Raw genomic sequence first — 15,499 nt, forward strand, 5'->3', positions numbered from 1 at the left:
AGGAGACTTCCATGACCCTTCGCCAACTCACGCCCGTGTTCGTCGCGGCTCTTGCGCTCGCGGCCTGTGGACCGGCCGACGCCGATAATTCGACGACGTCGCCGCCGGCCGGCGGCGGCACGACGCAGACTATGCCCTTGATCGTCCAAACCGGGTTCAACGACCTGCTGCGCGATCCAGGCGTGCCGTTCATCGGCTCGGAAGCAGCCGACGTCACCATCATCAGCTTCGTCGACTACAACTGCCCGTACTGTAAGCAGATGCAGCCCGAACTGACCGCTCTCGTCGCGAGCGATCCCAAGGTGCGGATCCTTACCAAGGAATGGCCCATCTTCGGCGATGCGTCCGAACTGGCCTCGCGCACGGCGATCGCCGCCCAGTACCAAGGCAAGTACGAGGCCGTTCACAACGCCTTCATGGGATCGCCCACGCCCATCGCCGGGGCGGCCGACGTTCAGCGCCTGGCGCTGTCGGCAGGCGTGGACATGGCCCAGCTCGAACGCGACCTGACCGAGCACGCCGCCGACATCGACGCCGTGCTGCAACGGGTCAGCGCCGAGGCCTCGGCCATGGCCCTGCGCGGCACGCCCGCCTTCAGCATCAATGGGCAACTAATCCCCGGCGCCCTTCCGCCCGGCCAGCTCAAGGCGTTGGTCCAGCGCATCCGCGCGGGCCAGCCGGCGCAGTAAGCCATGGCCCGCCTGACCCTGCTCCAGCTGAACGATCTGCATGGCTATCTGGAGCCGCACCCCGAACTGGTCCCGACCGCCGGTGGCTGGCGGTTCGAGCGGCTCGGCGGGGTCGCCCGTATCGCCCGCCTGTTCGCCGAGGCGCGCGCCGAAGGACCGTGTCTGACGCTCGACAACGGCGACACCTTCCACGGCACGCGGGTGGCGGTCGCCAGCCGGGGCGAGGCCCTGATCCCGATCATGAACGCCCTCCAAATCGACGCCATGACGGCGCACTGGGAGTTCGCCTATGGACCCGCGGACTTCAAGGCCCTCGCGCGCCGGCTCGACTACCCCGTGCTGGCTGCCAATGTGTTCCGCAAGGCCACCGGCGATCTCCTGTTTGAGGGCCGCCGGGTCTTCGAGCGGGGCGGGTTGCGGATCGGGGTGATCGGCCTGGCCTGTCCGATCGTCGATAAGACCATGCCGCCGGCCTTCTCGGAGGGCATGCGCTTCGAACTGGGCGCGGCCCAGGCGCGCGAGCAGCTGGCGATCCTGCGGCGGGAGCAGGTCGATCTCGTGGTCCTGCTGTCCCACCTGGGACTCCCGCAGGACCTCAAGCTGGCGTCGGAGCTTCTGGGCCTCGACGTGATCCTCAGCGGCCATACCCACAACCGGCTGCATGAGCCGGCGCGGGTCGGCGACACCCTGATCATCCAGTCGGGTTGTCACGGAGCCTATGTCGGTCGGCTGGACTTGGACGTCGCCGATGGACGGGTCTCGCTGAACCGCCACCACCTGATCCCGGTTGATGACGGACCCACAGACGCCAGCCTCGAAACGCTCGTCCGCGCGGCTCTGGCGCCCGAGCGCAAAGCCATGGCGCGCGTGGTCGGCCGCACCGCCATCCCCCTGCATCGCTACGCCATGGCCAGCGCGCCGATGGACGATGTGCTCCTGGCCGCGGTGGCCGGGACGGCGGGGACGGAGATCGCCTTTTCCAACGGCTGGCGATACGGCGCGCCGGTGGCGCCTGGACCGGTGACCCTGGGTGACCTCTACAACATCGTGCCCATGAACCCGTCCATCTCCCGCGTCACCCTCACCGGCGGCGAGCTCATCGCCATGATGGAAGACAACCTGGAGCGCACCTTCGCCGCGGACCCGTTTGAACAGATGGGGGGTTACATCAAACGATGCCGCGGCCTGACCGTCTTCGCCAAGCTTGAGAATCCGAAGGGCGCGCGCATCGACCGGCTGCTGGTCGGAGATCGCCCCGTCGATCCGCAAGCTGACTACCCGGTCGCCTTCGTCACCAGCCAAGGCGTGCCCAGACGCTATGGGCGGGACCGGCGAACCCTGGACGTCGATAGCGTCTCCGCCCTCCAGCAATGGTTCGTCGATCATGTGCCGGGCGAGACCGACCTGCCGTCCAGCGTTCTCATTGTCTGAGAGTCGATATTCCTTCGCCCCGGAGCCCCCCGATGAAAGCACTGCTTCTCGCCCTCGCCTTTGCCGCGGCCGTGACCGTCTCCCCCGCCTTCGCCCAGGTCGTTCCCGGATACGGCGGCTTTACGCCCCTGCCCGAAGCGGGCGAACAGCCCGATCCCGACCGGGTCTACAAGGTGGTTTTCGACGTCTCCCAGGGCGGCCCCGATGATGGCCCGAATCGGGGCCTCGATCGCGTTGCGCGTCTGATCAACATGCTGGCCGCCGGCGGGGTCGACGCCGACCACCGCCAGGTCGTGGTCGTGGTGCACGGCGCGGCCACCCTGTCGGTGTTGTCGGACCCGGCCTGGGCCGCACGGGGCAAGGGCACGGCCAATCCCAACAGCGCCTTGATCCGGGCCCTGATCGCCGCCGGTGTCGAAGTTCGCATCTGCGGTCAGGCCATGGTCGGCAATCGAGTGGTCGAGGAGGACCTCGCGCCCGGGGTCACCGTCGACCTCGCCGCCCTGATGACCGTGGTCCACCGTCAACAGGCGGGCTATGCGCTGATCGCGGACTGAACCGACTCACCCCCGCGACGGCCGTGATGACGCGACTTCCTTGGCCCTGGCGCCGGCCCGTTGGAGAGGGGACCAGCCAGACCGCGCGGTCCAACCCCTAAACCAGTCCTAACCGACGACTGCTTTGAGTCAAAAAGCGCCCTAACGACCCAGGTCCGCTCCCCGTCCCGCCACGACCTGCGCCAACCCGTTCGCCATCGGCTCCAGCGCGATCCTGCTCCCCATCCTCGCGGCGTCTCCCGCCCTCACCCGCGCATAGTGCTCGACCCCGCCCGCATCCTTCACCACCACGAACGGCGCCGCACCCGCCTCGTCGTGAAACCCGCTCTTCACCACCACCCCGCGCACTCGCTCCGTCCCGAGCGGCCGCACCTCCCTCGCCCCCTCCAGCCGTCGCTGGTTCAGCGTCCGGATAATGTCGCGCCGCGCCTGTAGCGTCCGCAGCTTCGTCTCCATCTCTCCGTCGAGCTGGTAACGCCGTCCCGTCCTCACCGCGAAACCCAGCCCCTCCAGATGGCGCAGCCGCCCCCGGGTCAGCGCCGCCCAGGCGTCATTGACGCCCACGCCATCCTCGACCGTCCCGTTCGCATCCGCCGCCGCCAGCAGCCGCCGGTCGAAGCCGGTGAACCGGTCCGCCCCGGTCTCCTTCCAGATACGCAGTTCCGCCTCCACCCGGGACAGGTCGCCGAGCCGCTCCTGCGCCACCTCCTGCGCCCGCGCCCGGAAGCCGTAGCCGATGTAGTCGCGCGGGATGACCAGGTCCCGCCCGTCGCCTCGCCGACCCCGCACCAACACATGGGCGTGCGGCTGGTCGGTGTCGTAATGGCAGGTCGCCACCCATTTCAGATTCGGCTCCCCCAGGTCCGCCGACACCCGCCCCATGACCTCGCGGGCATAGCCCTTCAGATCCCCGATCCGGTCGCCGTGCTCCGGCGAGATGATGAAGCGGAAATGGTGCCGGTCCTCGCTCCAGCCCCCGGTCTCGACCACCGGCCGAACATCGTCCGTCTCCCGGTCGAAGAACTCCGGCCGCGCGCCTTCGACCCCGGCTCCCGAGCGTCCGAGATAGCTCACATGCGCCGCCAGGGCCGCCGCCCGCTCGGCGCCCTTGCCGATGTGCCGGGACACCAGCGCCTTGACGATGACCCGCTGACGAACGTCCAGACGAAAGGCCCGGCCCGAGCGTCCCTGCGCCGCCCTGAGCACCCCTGACCGATCCCCCAGCGCGAACGCCCGCGAGCTGGCCAGTCGTCGCAACAGCCCGGTGCGGACGTTCACCCGATCGGGTTTGAGGGACAGCGGAAGTCGGACCTGGACCGCCTCCGGGTCCTGACCGGCGCCGGCCGACAGACGCGACTGGATGGCTTCACGGATCAGCATTCGACGCCTCCCACCAGGCCGCCGACGCCGCCCAGGACCGACAACTCACCGCAAGTCGTCCAACACCCTCAAGCGCGCCGCTAACCTGCTGACAGACTACGAAAAACCCGGACCGCCCAACACCCTCTTTTATCTTGCCCTAAGCCCCTTTTCGCAGATTTCCGGACACCGCCGTCATACGTTCGCACGTCGGACCAAACCTCATCATCGCATCGCCGGTCCATCGCCTGGTCGTCCCTGGGGCGTCGTCTTCGATCGCTCGAACGCCCCGGACGACAAACAAAAACCCGCCCGGCCGAAGCCGAGCGGGTCGTTGATGGCAGTCTCGATCGATCAGGCCGCGCGCGCCCGGATGGGGACATGCCGCAGCCCGGATTCCATTGCCTTCTGTCCGAGGTTGAGCGCCGGTCCGAACGGCCGCTGGTCCGCCCGCGCCCGATCCACCGAATGCACCAGGGTGAGGCAGACCTCAGGCTCGAGCGCGATCAGTTCGTCGTTCGCCCGGAAGGGAGCCGCCTTGCCGTGGGTGTCGAAATCCGCCCGGGCGAGGATCAGCTTCACCCCCTTCTGCTGGGCCCATTTGATCGCCAGCTTCTCGGAGCCCTTCGCCCCGGTCGTCGCCAGGGCCATGTCGGGCCACTCCTGTTTCGCCCAGTTCAGGGCGTCGAAGATCCGCCCGGCGTCTTCCGGGGTATCCGCCGTCGGAGCCCCTCTGAAGGCGATGACCGGACCGCCCGGATCCGCCTCCCCCGCACGCCGGTTGCGGATCGCCCGGATCGCCTGTTTCGCCTCCAGCTGGGCGGCCGTCAGATGCGTGCCGCGCCGGCTGCCGCGCCAGGCCGTCCAGACCTCTCCGGTCGCGACCGTCCAGGTTTGCGACGCCGCGTCCCGGATCAGTTCGCAGGCCTGCGTCGCCGCATCGCCTGCCCGGGCTTTGGCCGTGGCGTCCTGCAGTTCGACGTCGGCCGCTTCCGATCCGTCGAAGTCCCGGTCGAGCGATCGCATCGTATCGCGCGCCCTATCCGCGTCGCGTTCGATCCGCCCGGCGGCCGAATGGAAGGCGCCGATCAGGGCTTCTCCGAGGATCGTCTGGAAGTCCTCCAAGGCTGTGTCGGAGATCACGTCCAGAAGCTCGGTCATGAGCGCGCGCCCGAGCTGGGCCAGGGCGTCTTCCGTCGGAAGCGGACCGCCTTCCTCGATGGAGGCTGACAGGTTGCCCAGGGCGGAGTCGGAGATCGGGGTGAAGGCGGAGGATGAGGTGTTGAAGCGGGTCATTGGACCATTCCTTGAGACTGTCGAGCGCCCCATGCGCAACGACCCCGGTTTTGGCCACAGCGGGGTCCCCGGCAGTCACCGGAGCGGGCGGCCGCTTGGCCGTCCGTGGAGGGGAACGGCGCAGCCGTTGACTTCCGGGGTGCTGTGACAAAATCGGAGGGCGTTGTGTGGGGGCAAGTCCTCGCCCGCCTTCGGGCGAGGACACAACTCGGCGCCGACGCGCCGATACGGACAAAGACGCATCGGTTCGCTTGCCGGCGACGGCGCGCCGTCGCCCATCCGGGACCGGGGTGCTGGAAGGCGGCGGACCCCATCCGCCGCGCACGTGGACGAGTCCCCGGCTCTTGAAGCTCATCCCTGCCTTCGCGGGGGCGCCGAAAGCAGACCAACGGCGGCCTCGGGTGTCGAGGCCGCCGTGATGGCGCCGGACTGGGGAGTTCAGCAACGCGGCGTCTCAGTCCAGACCCGCGAGGGCCATCAGACTCTCGGCGCTCTGGCGGACGGGACGGTAGCCGATCTCCGCATGCGCGGCGCAGAAGGCCCCCCTCGCGATCCGCCTGCCGCACAGGGCGAAGCCGGGGTCTCCGGGATCGCCGTAGGGCCAGCGGCAATCGCGCCGACGCACGGACAGGATGGTCGCCGTCCCATGAGACGGCGCATCCACCCGGCGCGGTGGGCACGACGCCGGACCCGGCGGCGGCGCGGGCCGGGCCGGCCAGGGTCGACGCGCGACCGGGGGCGCGGCGAGGCCGGCGGACCTTGAGGCCGGCGGCCGAGCGGCCGACAGGCCCAGGCGATAGACCTTGCCCAGGACCGCGCTTCTTGTGAGGCCGTGATCCAGATCGCGCGCGATCTGTGCGGCGCTACGGCCTTCGAGCCAGAGGGTCTTGAGACGACCGACGCGGTCGTCGGTCCAGGCGGAGGCGGTCATGGCGGAACTCCGGTGTCAGCGAGCCCAATCGGCTCGCCCGCGCCCGGCCTCGCTTCATCCTCCCGGTCCCCACACAGAAACGGCCCGACGCTCGCGCGCCGGGCCGTTCCGCCTTTCGCCGACGGATCAGAACGGGATGTCGTCGTTCAGATCGTATCCGCTCGCCGGCTCCTGCACCTGCCGGTCGGCGGCGCCGTCGTCCGCCGACGGCCGGTCGCGCCGGTTCTTCAGACGAATGTCGCCGACGATCAGACGCAGATCGTAGTGTTCGACCCCGTCCTTGCCGGTCCAGGTGTCGTTCTCGACATGGCCCTGGATCACGACCCGGCTGCCCTTGCGGGCGAAGGCCTCGATATATTTCCCGGCCGTGGCCTCGTTGAAGCAGATGCAGTTGAAGCCGGTGGTGCGCTCGCCCGGCGTGCCGTCGGCGCGCCGGAAGCGGGTGGTCTCCAGCACGCGGAAGCTCGCGCGCTTCTTGCCCGAGCCCTGGGCCGACAGGATGGACGGGTCGGCGGCCAGATAGCCTTCGAGGGTGAGGGTCTGCATGGTCAGTCTCCTGAAGATGGGATTCGGTTGAGGATCAGGCGGCGGCGCGATCGGTTTCGCGGGCGTCGACGGTGTCGGGGTCGCGGGCCTCGGCCCAGTCGAGGACGGTCAGCCGGTTCACCACCAGTTCCTTGGCGGTGCGTTCGGTCCCGTCCTTGGCGGCGTAGGCCGTGTCGATGAAGGCGCCGACGACGACGGCTTCGCAGCCTTGGGCAAGTCCGCGGGCGATAACCTTCTCGTTCAGCCCCTTCGACCAGCTGACGCAGTTGACCCCGACGAGCCGGTCCTTGCCGGCGCCATCGACGCCGCGCTTTTCGAGCAGCCGGAACACCGCCTTGGCGAAGTCCGGGCTGATCTGGGGGTCGGCCGCCAACCGGCCGGTGAACACCATGGTCTGCATGTCAGTCTCCTGTTGATCCGAAGCGCCGGGGAGCCGATCTCCCCAATGCCGCTTCACCCGGGACCTCCCTTCCTCCGTCCTCTCCTGCCCGGACGGGGCCTCCGCCCCGCCCGGCGCATGTCTCAGGCGGCCGCTCCGTCGAGGACGGTCTGGACGGGATGGCGGCGCAGCACCGCCTCCACCACCTCAGGCCGATCCGTCGGCGCGAACACCCGGGGCGTAAAGGCGATGATCTCGACGAAGCACCCGAGCGCGACCAGGGCGTCGCGGTCCGTCCGCCCACCGACCACCTCGATCCGCCAGCGGTCCATGACCCGCGACCGCTTGAGCCACAGGCCGCCTTCCAGCGAGAGCTGGACGTTGCGATCCAGCAAGGTGGCGGCGGTCCTCGCCCCGTCCGACCACGCCTCGCCGACATCGGTCAGGCCGAGGCTCGCCTTGAGGCTCCGGGCCTGGACCTGGTCCAGCACACGCCCCAGCCAGCGCCGGCCGTCCGGCGCCCTGACCCGACGCACAGAACAGCCGCGCGCGGGCATCCGACCCCAGATCGGCAGCAGCAGACCGGTCGCGAGCGTGAGCTCGCGCGTCCGCCAGGGGTCGGCTCCCGCCACCTCCTCATCCCAGACGCGGCGCCATTCGTCGGTCGCCGCGGGCTTCCAGGCCGATTCCTCGAAGGTCCTCTCCGGCAGGGTCTGACGTCCATCCGGCCGGACCAGGCGAACGGCGGCGACCAGCCGGTCCTCGTCCGTGGCGGTGGTCAGGCCGAGTTCGGCGACCGCCGCCCGGCCGGATTTGGCGTTTACGACCAGCTGATGGGCGACGTCGGCGGCCCGGGCCAGCGCGTCATGGGAGAGCAGGATGTCGCGACGAACCCTGAGCGAGAAGGTGACCAGGGCGGTTTCAGCGCCGGTCGAGACATCGGTCCGGATGGTTTCCTGGTGCAGAACCGCCAGTTCCTCCGCCTCGATGTCTTCAAGTCCACGGTCCAGATCCCCCGACGCGGCGGCGCGCTCAAGGATGCCCGAGAGAATGCGGTCGAAGTCCTCGAACAAGGCGTTCTGGTCGGCGATCCTGAGCGCCAGCAGGCGGTTGAGGAAGGTGTGGATCGGCGGCAGGTCGTCGGACGGCTTGAGTCCGCCGTCGGCGTCGAGCAGCTTGAGACCCGTCCTGGTCATGAAGGTCTGGAGCGTCATCGCAGCGAGTTCACCGAACGCCAGGGCCCCGTAGAAGACCAGCAGGGCCCGGCGCGCCCATGGGCTTTCCAGATTGTCCTCGGCCCGGAAGAGGCCCGCCCCGGCCGTTCGGCGCTCGCCGCGCGTGAGCGCGCCGAGCGTGTCCAGACGGCGGGCGATGGTCGAGGTGAAGCGTTTTTCGCCCTGGATGTCCGTCGTGACCGGCCGGAACAGCGGGGCCGAGGCCTGGTGGGTGCGGTGGCTGCGACCCAGCCCCTGGATGGCGGCGTCGGCCCGCCAGCCCGGTTCGACCAGATAGTGGACCCGGCGCTGCCGGTTCGCCGCCGACAGGTCCGCGTGATAGCTGCGTCCGGTGCCTCCGGCGTCGGAGAAGATCAGCACCCGCTTGCGGCCGCTCATGAAGGCGTCGGTCTCGGCGCGCGCCGCCGAGGCGCCGCGCCGTTCCACCAGCCTGCGTCCGTCGCGCACGACCACCCGCCGGGACCGCCCGGTGATCTCGGCGACGGCGTCCGCGCCGAGGGCCTCCAACAGGGCGTCGAGCACCCCCGGCACGGCGGGCAGGCAGGCCATCTGTTCGATCAGGCTCTCGCGCCGGGCCAGCGCCTCCTGGCTGACGGCCGGACGGCCGTCGTCCATGACCGGAACCAGGGTGACCTCGCCGCTCTCCCCCTCGACCGCCTCCATCAGGTGGATCGGGAATGCCTCGCGCAGGTAGTCGAGGACATATTCACGCGGGGTCATGTCTATCGAAAGGTTGTTCCATTCCTCGGGCGGGACGGACGCCAGCCGCCGCTCCATCACCGCCTCATTGGTCGAGACGATCTGGACCACGGCCGAGCGATCGTGGCCCAGATCCTCCCGGATCGACGCCACCAGGCTCGGCGCCTTCAGCCCCGCGAGCAGATGGCCGAAGAAGCGCAGCTTGGCGCCCTCGAAGGCGGAATGGGCCGCCGACGCGGCCTGGCCGCTCCTGGGCTTGCCCGTCTCGTCGTTGACGCCGACGGCCTTCAAGGCCTCGGCGAGATTGGCGTGGATCAGCTGGAAGGCGTCGGCCCAGGCGTCCCAGATCGCGATGTCGTCGGACGTCAGGGGATGGACCAGCGGCTGGTATTCGACCCCTTCGAACGACAGGCTCCGCGCCACATAGAGGCCGAGCGCCTTGAGTTCGCGCGCCACCAGCTCCATCGCCGCCACCCCGCCCCGGTCCATGGCGTCCAGGAAATCCGCCCGCGACATGAAGGGCGCCTCCGGCCCGCCCCACAGGCCCAGCCGGGCGGCATAGGCCAGGTTCTCGGCGGTGGTGGCGCCGGTCGCCGAGACATAGAGGACCCGCGCATCGGGCAGTCGGTTCTGCAGCGCCAGACCGGCCATCCCCTGCAGCGACGCCTTCTTCGTTCCCCGCGCGCCCTTGCCGCCACCCGCGGCGTTGGCCATCGCATGGGCCTCGTCGAAGGCGATGACGCCGTCGAAATCCGCGCCGAGCCAGGCGATGATCTGGTCGAGCCGCGATTGACGGGCGCCCCGCGCCGGTTGGCGAAGCGTCGCATAGGTCGTGAACAGAATGCCCCGGTCGAGCCGGATGGCGTCCCCCTGTTTCCAGCTCGAAAGGGGCACGATGTCATGAGCGCCGCCGCCGATCGCCGCCCAGTCGCGCCGCGCGTCCTCCAGCAAGGCGTCGTTCCGTGACAGCCATAGCGCGCGCACCCGGCCCTGGCTCATGTTGTCGGCGATGACGGCGGCGATCTGGCGGCCTTTGCCGCAGCCGGTGCCATCGCCCAGGAAGAAGCCGCGCCGCAGCTGGACGGCGTCCTCCTGGTCCTCGGGCGCGAGCACCATATGGTGGGGCGCCGTGTCCAGCCGCCACTGTCCGGGCAGATGCGCGGCGTGGGCCTCGCCGGCGTAGATGACCATCTCGGTCTGGGCGTCCGAGATCCAGCCCTGGTCGCGCATGGCCGGAGGGAGGACCGGTCGATAGGTCGGCGCCGGCGGCGCCACCGAGGCCATGGGCCCGGACTCGACCAGAGGCGACGGATGCAGGCGGGGCTCGGGCAGAACGATCCGCCCCAGGGCGTGGGCCTGGTATAGCCCGACATCGCGACCCTCCCCCGTCCAGGCGCGAACCTCATAGGTCAGGGCCCCAGCCCCACCCAGAAAGGCCAGCCGGCCGGAGGGCAAGGCCAGGCCTCGCGCGCGTGGTCCCAGCAGGGCGTCTATCGTCACCGGCAGGCGCGTTCGCGGCCTGGCGCCGATCCGCGGCGAAATCGCCCCTGTCATCCGCGCCGCGCTCTGCAGGTCATCAGCGCTCTGGAGCGGCGCGGCGCCCGCGGGACCTTCGGCGCGGTCGATCACCAGCAGACCGGTCTCAACGGAGGTCCCATGTTTGGCGAAACCGCCGGACGGCAAGGCGATGCGGCTCACGACGGCGCCGACCTCGCAGAGGCGGCGAAGCAGCGCGGCGTCCGTCAGGGCGTTCAGGGGGACGATCGCGGCCAACCGGCCATGGTCGGCCAGGGCCTTCAGGGCCGCCGTCAGATGGGCGGCCAGGTTCGAGAACGGCGGATTGCACACCGCCACGTCGAATTCGCCCGAGCCCGCGGACAGGTCATGGATATGGCGTCCGTCGTGGCGCGTCCGGTCCGCGCCCGGAAAGAGCCCGTCGAGGAGGTCGGCCCGACCGGTCGCGAGCTCATTCAGGCTCAGCACCCCGCCGCAGGCCTCCGCGACCGAGGCGATGAGGCCCGTTCCAGCCGAGGGCTCGAGGACGCGGTCGCCGGGACGCACCTGGGCGGCCAGGACGGCGAGCGCGGCCAGATGCGGCGGCGTCGAGAATTGATCGAACGCGACCTGCGCCTCGCTGCGCCGGGACTGGGTCAGCCCGAGCGCCGAGACGGCCGCCAGCAGGGCGGTGATCTCCGCCGGCGCGTCTTCCAGACGACCGACCTGGGGCGCGAGACGCCGGACCTGCAGGACCGTCGCCGCCTCTATCGCGTCATAGGCGTCGCGCCAGGCCCAGACGCCCTCGGCGTCCGACCCGCCGAACGCGGTCGTCATGATGGCGGCGACGAGCTTGCGGTCGAGCGGACGGGACCGCGCCAGATGCGCCGCCAGCGCCCGGGCGGCAGCGAGGATAATGGCGGCGGCATCGCCGGCGGCCGGATCGGCGAACAAGGACAGGTTGGGGGTCGAGGACATGGCGAAGGCTCCGGCAGCCTGGAGCGGAGGGCGCCTCCCTCCCGGTCCTGCAGGCTCGCCTCGCCCCGCCCTTTCCTCGCCTTTTCCGCGCCAGGGATTCGCACGACTACGCCGCCCCGGCTGAGCCGGGGCGGCGTCCGTCAGGAAGACTGGCGGTCAGGCGGCGGCGGGATCGAGCGCGGCCTCACCGGCCGGGGTGACGGCGAACGCCCCAACCCCGTCGTCGTCGAACGCAGGGTCTTGCTCGTCGATGGACCGGTCGTCAGCTTCGTCGGCATCGTCCTGCGGCGAGCCCGCCCAGGACAGGCCGGCCGGCGCCCAGGTCCGCGACGCCGCCTGTTCGGCGACCCAGTCGACCAGTTCGGCCTTCTTCAGCGACCTGGCGCGGTCGTCTTCGGCCCCCATGGCCTCGAGCATCCCCAGCAGCAGCCCCTTCGAGTGAAGCTGAAGGAAGGGCGCGTCAGGCGTCCAGTGCAGGGTGACGTCCGCCGCGCAGAGTGCGGCCAGTTCAGCCGCTTCCGCGCGGGCGCTGCGCCGGATCAGGGTCGTGCGTTCCTCGCGGACGTCGAGGCTGATCGCGGTCAGTTCGGCCAGCAGACCCATCTTCTCGCCATGCGGCAGCGCATGAACCCAGGCGATGACAGTCTCGCCCGAAGCCTGCCAGGTCGCGCGGCGATCGTCGAGCCGCTGGCGCACCTCTCCGTCCAGGGGTTCGATCACCCGCCCGCCGGCCGGATTGAAGCCGGTGGCGAGGATGGCCAGAGCCGAGTCCGGGCGCGCCACATGGGTGCGCAGCACCAGAACGGTGAACAGGCGCGCGATCAAGGCGGTCAGGGCGGCGCCCGGGTCATCGGCCAGGGCGCGGATCAGTCCCCGCGTCGCGACGTCGGTGCGCACGCCGTGCAGGGCATGGTTGACGCCGTCGATCTCCGGCGCGGGCGCCGCCACTTCGGGAGGAACATAGGCCGGCGGCGCGGACGCCTGGTCCGGTGAACCGCTCCCGGTCGAACCGTCCTCCTCGATCTCGGGTTCCTCGGGCGTGTAGCAGCGCACATCGACGCCCGTGCCGGCGGCGGGCCACATCACCATCGTCGTCACCACCCGCCCGCCGCAGCCGGTCTGGTCCGCCGTCACACGCGCGCGGATCATGGCGACGATGGCGGCGTCCTCGGTCTCGGGGTCGCCGGCCTCCGAGAGAGCCCGCCGGGCCGTCTCCGCCCGCTCATTGAACACCTCGCGCTGGGCCCGGTAACGCGCCATGTCTTCAGCCGGAAGCTGGCCGCCGTAGACATAGCCCAGCGCTTCCAGGTCGTCGGGCAATTCAGGCTCGGGTCCGGCGGTGACATGCACCGCGATCCCCTCGGCCTCGAAGACGGCGGCGATGGCGCGCGCCCGTCGGATCCACAGGTCGGTCAGGATGTCGGGATCGAGCAATACGGGCGCCAGCTCCCCGAACAGATCCGCCTCGGTGCGGCCGCCGGCTTCTCCATAGCGGACCGAATCCACCAGGGCGCAGCGGCGGTCCCGGGCGGTGACCCGCCCTTCGTCGAGCCGTTCCGTGATGCGCCAATCCTGAAATCCATGCCCGTCCAGCGCCGCCTCGGCGAGCTCGGCCTGCTCCGCCTTGTCCGGCAGACGGGCCAGCAGCCGGGCCTGTTTGAGGGTTATGCGCCCGGCTTTCAGGGCCGCGAGGGCGGCCGGCGGCAGCCCGGCCAGGGCGGCCAGGCGCTTTACGTCGATCTCGGCGTAACCGAGAGCCCGGGAGATCACGGACACCGTCAGCCTGGATTTCAGCATCCGGCCGATGGCGGCGATGATATCGGCGACATGAACGGGCACGGCCGTGTTGGTCAACAGGACGGCCGCCGCCTGGCGGGCCGGATCGGTCTCGACATAGACCGTGACCGGGTAGGTCTCGTCGATCTCCCCCGCGTCCAGCAGCAAGCCCAGGGCCAGGCGACGACGGCGGCCGTCCAATGCCATCCAGGGCTCCTCTTTTCTGCCGCGGCCGGGGCGGACGGTGAGGCGCTGCAGCTGGCCGGCGGCCTTCATCGTGGCGGCCAGGGTCGGGATGTCGTCATCCGGCGGCTCATTGAATCGCAGATTCTCGCGGGCGATGCCGATGTCGCCGAGGCGGACGGTGCGTTCGTCGCGCGCGACGACGACCGCGGGCATGCTGACAGGAACAAGGTCGGTCATGGGGACTCTCCTGCCGGGCATCGGGGCCCATCCCCGCCGCTCCGGCGCCCATCAGGACCCTCGCTTCCCTCCTTTCGCCGCGGCGACCGCCGCCTCGTTCCAGTCGCCGAACGGCGGGTCTGGAAGGACGACGCGAACCTCCAGACCGCCGGGCGCGAGGCGGCGTCGAAGCCGCGCCGCGGCGCCCTCGCCCGCGGCTCCCCGGTCGGCGGCGATCAGCACGCGGCGCACCCGCGCGGGCGGCGTCCAGGCCGCGAGGTTGTTCGCCGCCATCAGGGCCCAACCCGGAAGTTGGAAGCGGTCCATGGCGCACAGGGTCGTGACCACGCCTTCGCCGACCAGCATCTCCGCAGCCGCCGAAGCCAGGCGAACGGCGGCGCCGGCCGGAACCAGACCGACCGTCTTTCGCGTCAGTCGCAGGCCCGAGGCGAGACGCCCGTTCCGGTCCAGATAGGTCAGCTCCACCGCCGTCAGCCGGTCCTCGCTGTCGCTGATCCGCGCGATCAGGGCGGGGCGACCCCGGCCGCTGGGTCGGTAGACGGAGATCGGCGTTTCCGGATGGAAGCCGAGGTTCGACGCGGCGGCGGCGCCTTGAACGGCGCGACGACGCAGGTGGCGATCGGCGGGATCCCCGCCGTCCAGGCCCTGACAACCGGCCCAGAGATCCGAGGCCGTCCGGAGACGAAGGCGGGGATCGGGCCTTGGAGCCGACGGGCTCGCTCGCCCACCGCCGGTCAATCGGCCGGCGACGTCGATGAAGCCCCGGTCACGCAGATGATCGCGTACGGTCCTCCAGTCCGCCCCGCCGAAGCCGTGAATGACGATCCGGTCTTCGGTCAGCAGCAGCGAGACCGAGCGATCCTGCGCGCTATGACCGGGCGCGGGAACGTTGGCGCGCCGTCCGCCGGAATAGAGATCGCCGCCCAAGGCGGCGACGATGCGATGCAAGGTCATAGCCGCCTCAGATCAGGCCGAGGGCCTTGAAGCTGGCCGTGCCTTCCCGTCCGACGATGAGGTGGTCATGGACCTGGATGTTGAAGACACGCGCCGCCTCGACGATCTGGCGCGTCATGTCGATGTCCGCGCGCGATGGGGCCGGGTCGCCGGAGGGGTGATTGTGGACCAGGATCAAGGCGGAAGCCGACAACTCCAGCGCCCGGCGGATCACCTCCCTCGGATAGACCGGGGCGTGATCAACAGTTCCGTCCGCGGTCATTTCATCCCGGAGCAGGATATTCCGCCGATCCAGAAAAAGGGTCCGAAACTGCTCGCGCGGCTCATGGGCGAGCGCCGCCCGCGCATAGGCCACCAGCGCGGTCCAGGACGTGATGACCGGGCGGCGGCAGGCTTCGGCGCGCGCAAGCCGGACCGCGAACTCGCGCAGAAGCGTCAGCTCGGCCCGGAGGGCGGACCCGGCGCTGGACGCCTGGGCCAGTTCACCGGGCGCCGCGCCGGCGACGCCGCCGAGGCTCCCGAACCGTGCGAGCAAGGCGGCGGCGAGTCTCGCTGAATCCGTTTCCGGGTCCATCCGCTCCAATATCAGGGCCAGCAAGGTCTGATCGTCCAGCGCCGCAGGGACGAGGGCCGCCGCTGGACGGCGCCCGCCTGGTTCGGGGGCCGGCGCCCGGATCAGGGTCGGGGTTGGGGTCGGTCTCATGGCGGTTTCCTTCTCCGCTCCACCACGGAGCGCCGGCCGTCCGGCCTTC

12 protein-coding genes are annotated in these 15,499 nt (G+C 70.4%); 3 read left to right on the top strand and 9 right to left on the bottom strand.

The annotated features are described in order from the left end of the window. Positions 1 to 11 precede the first annotated feature (11 nt). From B2742_RS01630 to B2742_RS01640, 3 genes are read left to right on the top strand one after another with little or no spacing between them, the layout of a single operon-like run. Positions 12 to 689 carry a DsbA family protein gene (locus B2742_RS01630; RefSeq protein WP_292062223.1) on the top strand — a complete coding sequence of 226 codons (678 nt, stop codon included), beginning with the start codon at positions 12 to 14 and terminating at the stop codon, positions 687 to 689. Between the two features lie 3 nt (positions 690 to 692). Then, on the top strand, positions 693 to 2,120 hold the full coding sequence (locus tag B2742_RS01635) for a bifunctional metallophosphatase/5'-nucleotidase (RefSeq protein WP_292062224.1): 1,428 nt from the start codon (positions 693 to 695) through the stop codon (positions 2,118 to 2,120). A 32-nt stretch (positions 2,121 to 2,152) separates the two neighbouring features. Further along, entirely contained in the window at positions 2,153 to 2,677 is a 525-nt protein-coding gene (locus tag B2742_RS01640; protein WP_292062225.1) for a DsrE family protein, read from the top strand. A 141-nt stretch (positions 2,678 to 2,818) separates the two neighbouring features. Here B2742_RS01640 and B2742_RS01645 read toward each other — a convergent pair whose 3' ends face one another. The 9 genes from B2742_RS01645 to radC form a co-directional block, all read right to left on the bottom strand. Further along, a complete protein-coding gene (locus tag B2742_RS01645; RefSeq protein WP_292062226.1) occupies positions 2,819 to 4,057 on the bottom strand; it encodes a DUF3363 domain-containing protein in 1,239 nt (412 codons plus the stop codon). A gap of 333 nt (positions 4,058 to 4,390) precedes the next feature. Then, complete coding sequence (locus B2742_RS01650; protein WP_292062228.1) at positions 4,391 to 5,332, bottom strand: DUF2493 domain-containing protein; 942 nt, start codon at positions 5,330 to 5,332, stop codon at positions 4,391 to 4,393. Between the two features lie 454 nt (positions 5,333 to 5,786). Further along, positions 5,787 to 6,263 carry a GcrA family cell cycle regulator gene (locus tag B2742_RS01655; protein ID WP_292062229.1) on the bottom strand — a complete coding sequence of 159 codons (477 nt, stop codon included), beginning with the start codon at positions 6,261 to 6,263 and terminating at the stop codon, positions 5,787 to 5,789. 126 nt (positions 6,264 to 6,389) lie between these two features. After that, positions 6,390 to 6,809, bottom strand: a complete 420-nt coding sequence (locus B2742_RS01660) for a single-stranded DNA-binding protein (RefSeq protein ID WP_292062230.1) — start codon at positions 6,807 to 6,809, stop codon at positions 6,390 to 6,392. A 34-nt stretch (positions 6,810 to 6,843) separates the two neighbouring features. Beyond that, positions 6,844 to 7,209: a single-stranded DNA-binding protein gene (locus B2742_RS01665; RefSeq protein ID WP_292062232.1), complete on the bottom strand. Its 366-nt coding sequence runs from the start codon at positions 7,207 to 7,209 to the stop codon at positions 6,844 to 6,846. Positions 7,210 to 7,331: 122 nt separating this feature from the next. Next, positions 7,332 to 11,594, bottom strand: a complete 4,263-nt coding sequence (locus tag B2742_RS01670) for a strawberry notch family protein (protein WP_292062233.1) — start codon at positions 11,592 to 11,594, stop codon at positions 7,332 to 7,334. Positions 11,595 to 11,750: 156 nt separating this feature from the next. Further along, the gene (locus tag B2742_RS01675; RefSeq protein WP_292062234.1) at positions 11,751 to 13,793 is read right to left on the bottom strand and encodes a ParB N-terminal domain-containing protein; all 2,043 of its coding nucleotides are present in this window, start codon (positions 13,791 to 13,793) and stop codon (positions 11,751 to 11,753) included. 51 nt (positions 13,794 to 13,844) lie between these two features. Further along, complete coding sequence (locus tag B2742_RS01680) at positions 13,845 to 14,747, bottom strand: toprim domain-containing protein (RefSeq protein ID WP_292062235.1); 903 nt, start codon at positions 14,745 to 14,747, stop codon at positions 13,845 to 13,847. 7 nt (positions 14,748 to 14,754) lie between these two features. Beyond that, a complete protein-coding gene (gene radC / locus B2742_RS01685; protein WP_292062236.1) occupies positions 14,755 to 15,450 on the bottom strand; it encodes a RadC family protein in 696 nt (231 codons plus the stop codon). Positions 15,451 to 15,499: the final 49 nt, after the last annotated feature.

It is taken from the genome of Brevundimonas sp. UBA7664 (genome assembly GCF_002483305.1).
GTDB lineage: Bacteria > Pseudomonadota > Alphaproteobacteria > Caulobacterales > Caulobacteraceae > Brevundimonas.

Bases quoted from the DNA above. Each gene is read 5' to 3' on its own strand.
- B2742_RS01630 (WP_292062223.1), top strand. From the start codon at position 12: ATGACCCTTCGCCAACTCACGCCCGTGTTCGTCGCGGCTCTTGCGCTC.
- B2742_RS01645 (WP_292062226.1), bottom strand. From the start codon at position 4,057: ATGCTGATCCGTGAAGCCATCCAGTCGCGTCTGTCGGCCGGCGCCGGT.
- B2742_RS01635 (WP_292062224.1), top strand. From the start codon at position 693: ATGGCCCGCCTGACCCTGCTCCAGCTGAACGATCTGCATGGCTATCTG.
- B2742_RS01640 (WP_292062225.1), top strand. From the start codon at position 2,153: ATGAAAGCACTGCTTCTCGCCCTCGCCTTTGCCGCGGCCGTGACCGTC.
- B2742_RS01675 (WP_292062234.1), bottom strand. From the start codon at position 13,793: ATGACCGACCTTGTTCCTGTCAGCATGCCCGCGGTCGTCGTCGCGCGC.
- B2742_RS01650 (WP_292062228.1), bottom strand. From the start codon at position 5,332: ATGACCCGCTTCAACACCTCATCCTCCGCCTTCACCCCGATCTCCGAC.
- B2742_RS01660 (WP_292062230.1), bottom strand. From the start codon at position 6,809: ATGCAGACCCTCACCCTCGAAGGCTATCTGGCCGCCGACCCGTCCATC.
- radC (WP_292062236.1), bottom strand. From the start codon at position 15,450: ATGAGACCGACCCCAACCCCGACCCTGATCCGGGCGCCGGCCCCCGAA.
- B2742_RS01655 (WP_292062229.1), bottom strand. From the start codon at position 6,263: ATGACCGCCTCCGCCTGGACCGACGACCGCGTCGGTCGTCTCAAGACC.
- B2742_RS01680 (WP_292062235.1), bottom strand. From the start codon at position 14,747: ATGACCTTGCATCGCATCGTCGCCGCCTTGGGCGGCGATCTCTATTCC.
- B2742_RS01665 (WP_292062232.1), bottom strand. From the start codon at position 7,209: ATGCAGACCATGGTGTTCACCGGCCGGTTGGCGGCCGACCCCCAGATC.
- B2742_RS01670 (WP_292062233.1), bottom strand. From the start codon at position 11,594: ATGTCCTCGACCCCCAACCTGTCCTTGTTCGCCGATCCGGCCGCCGGC.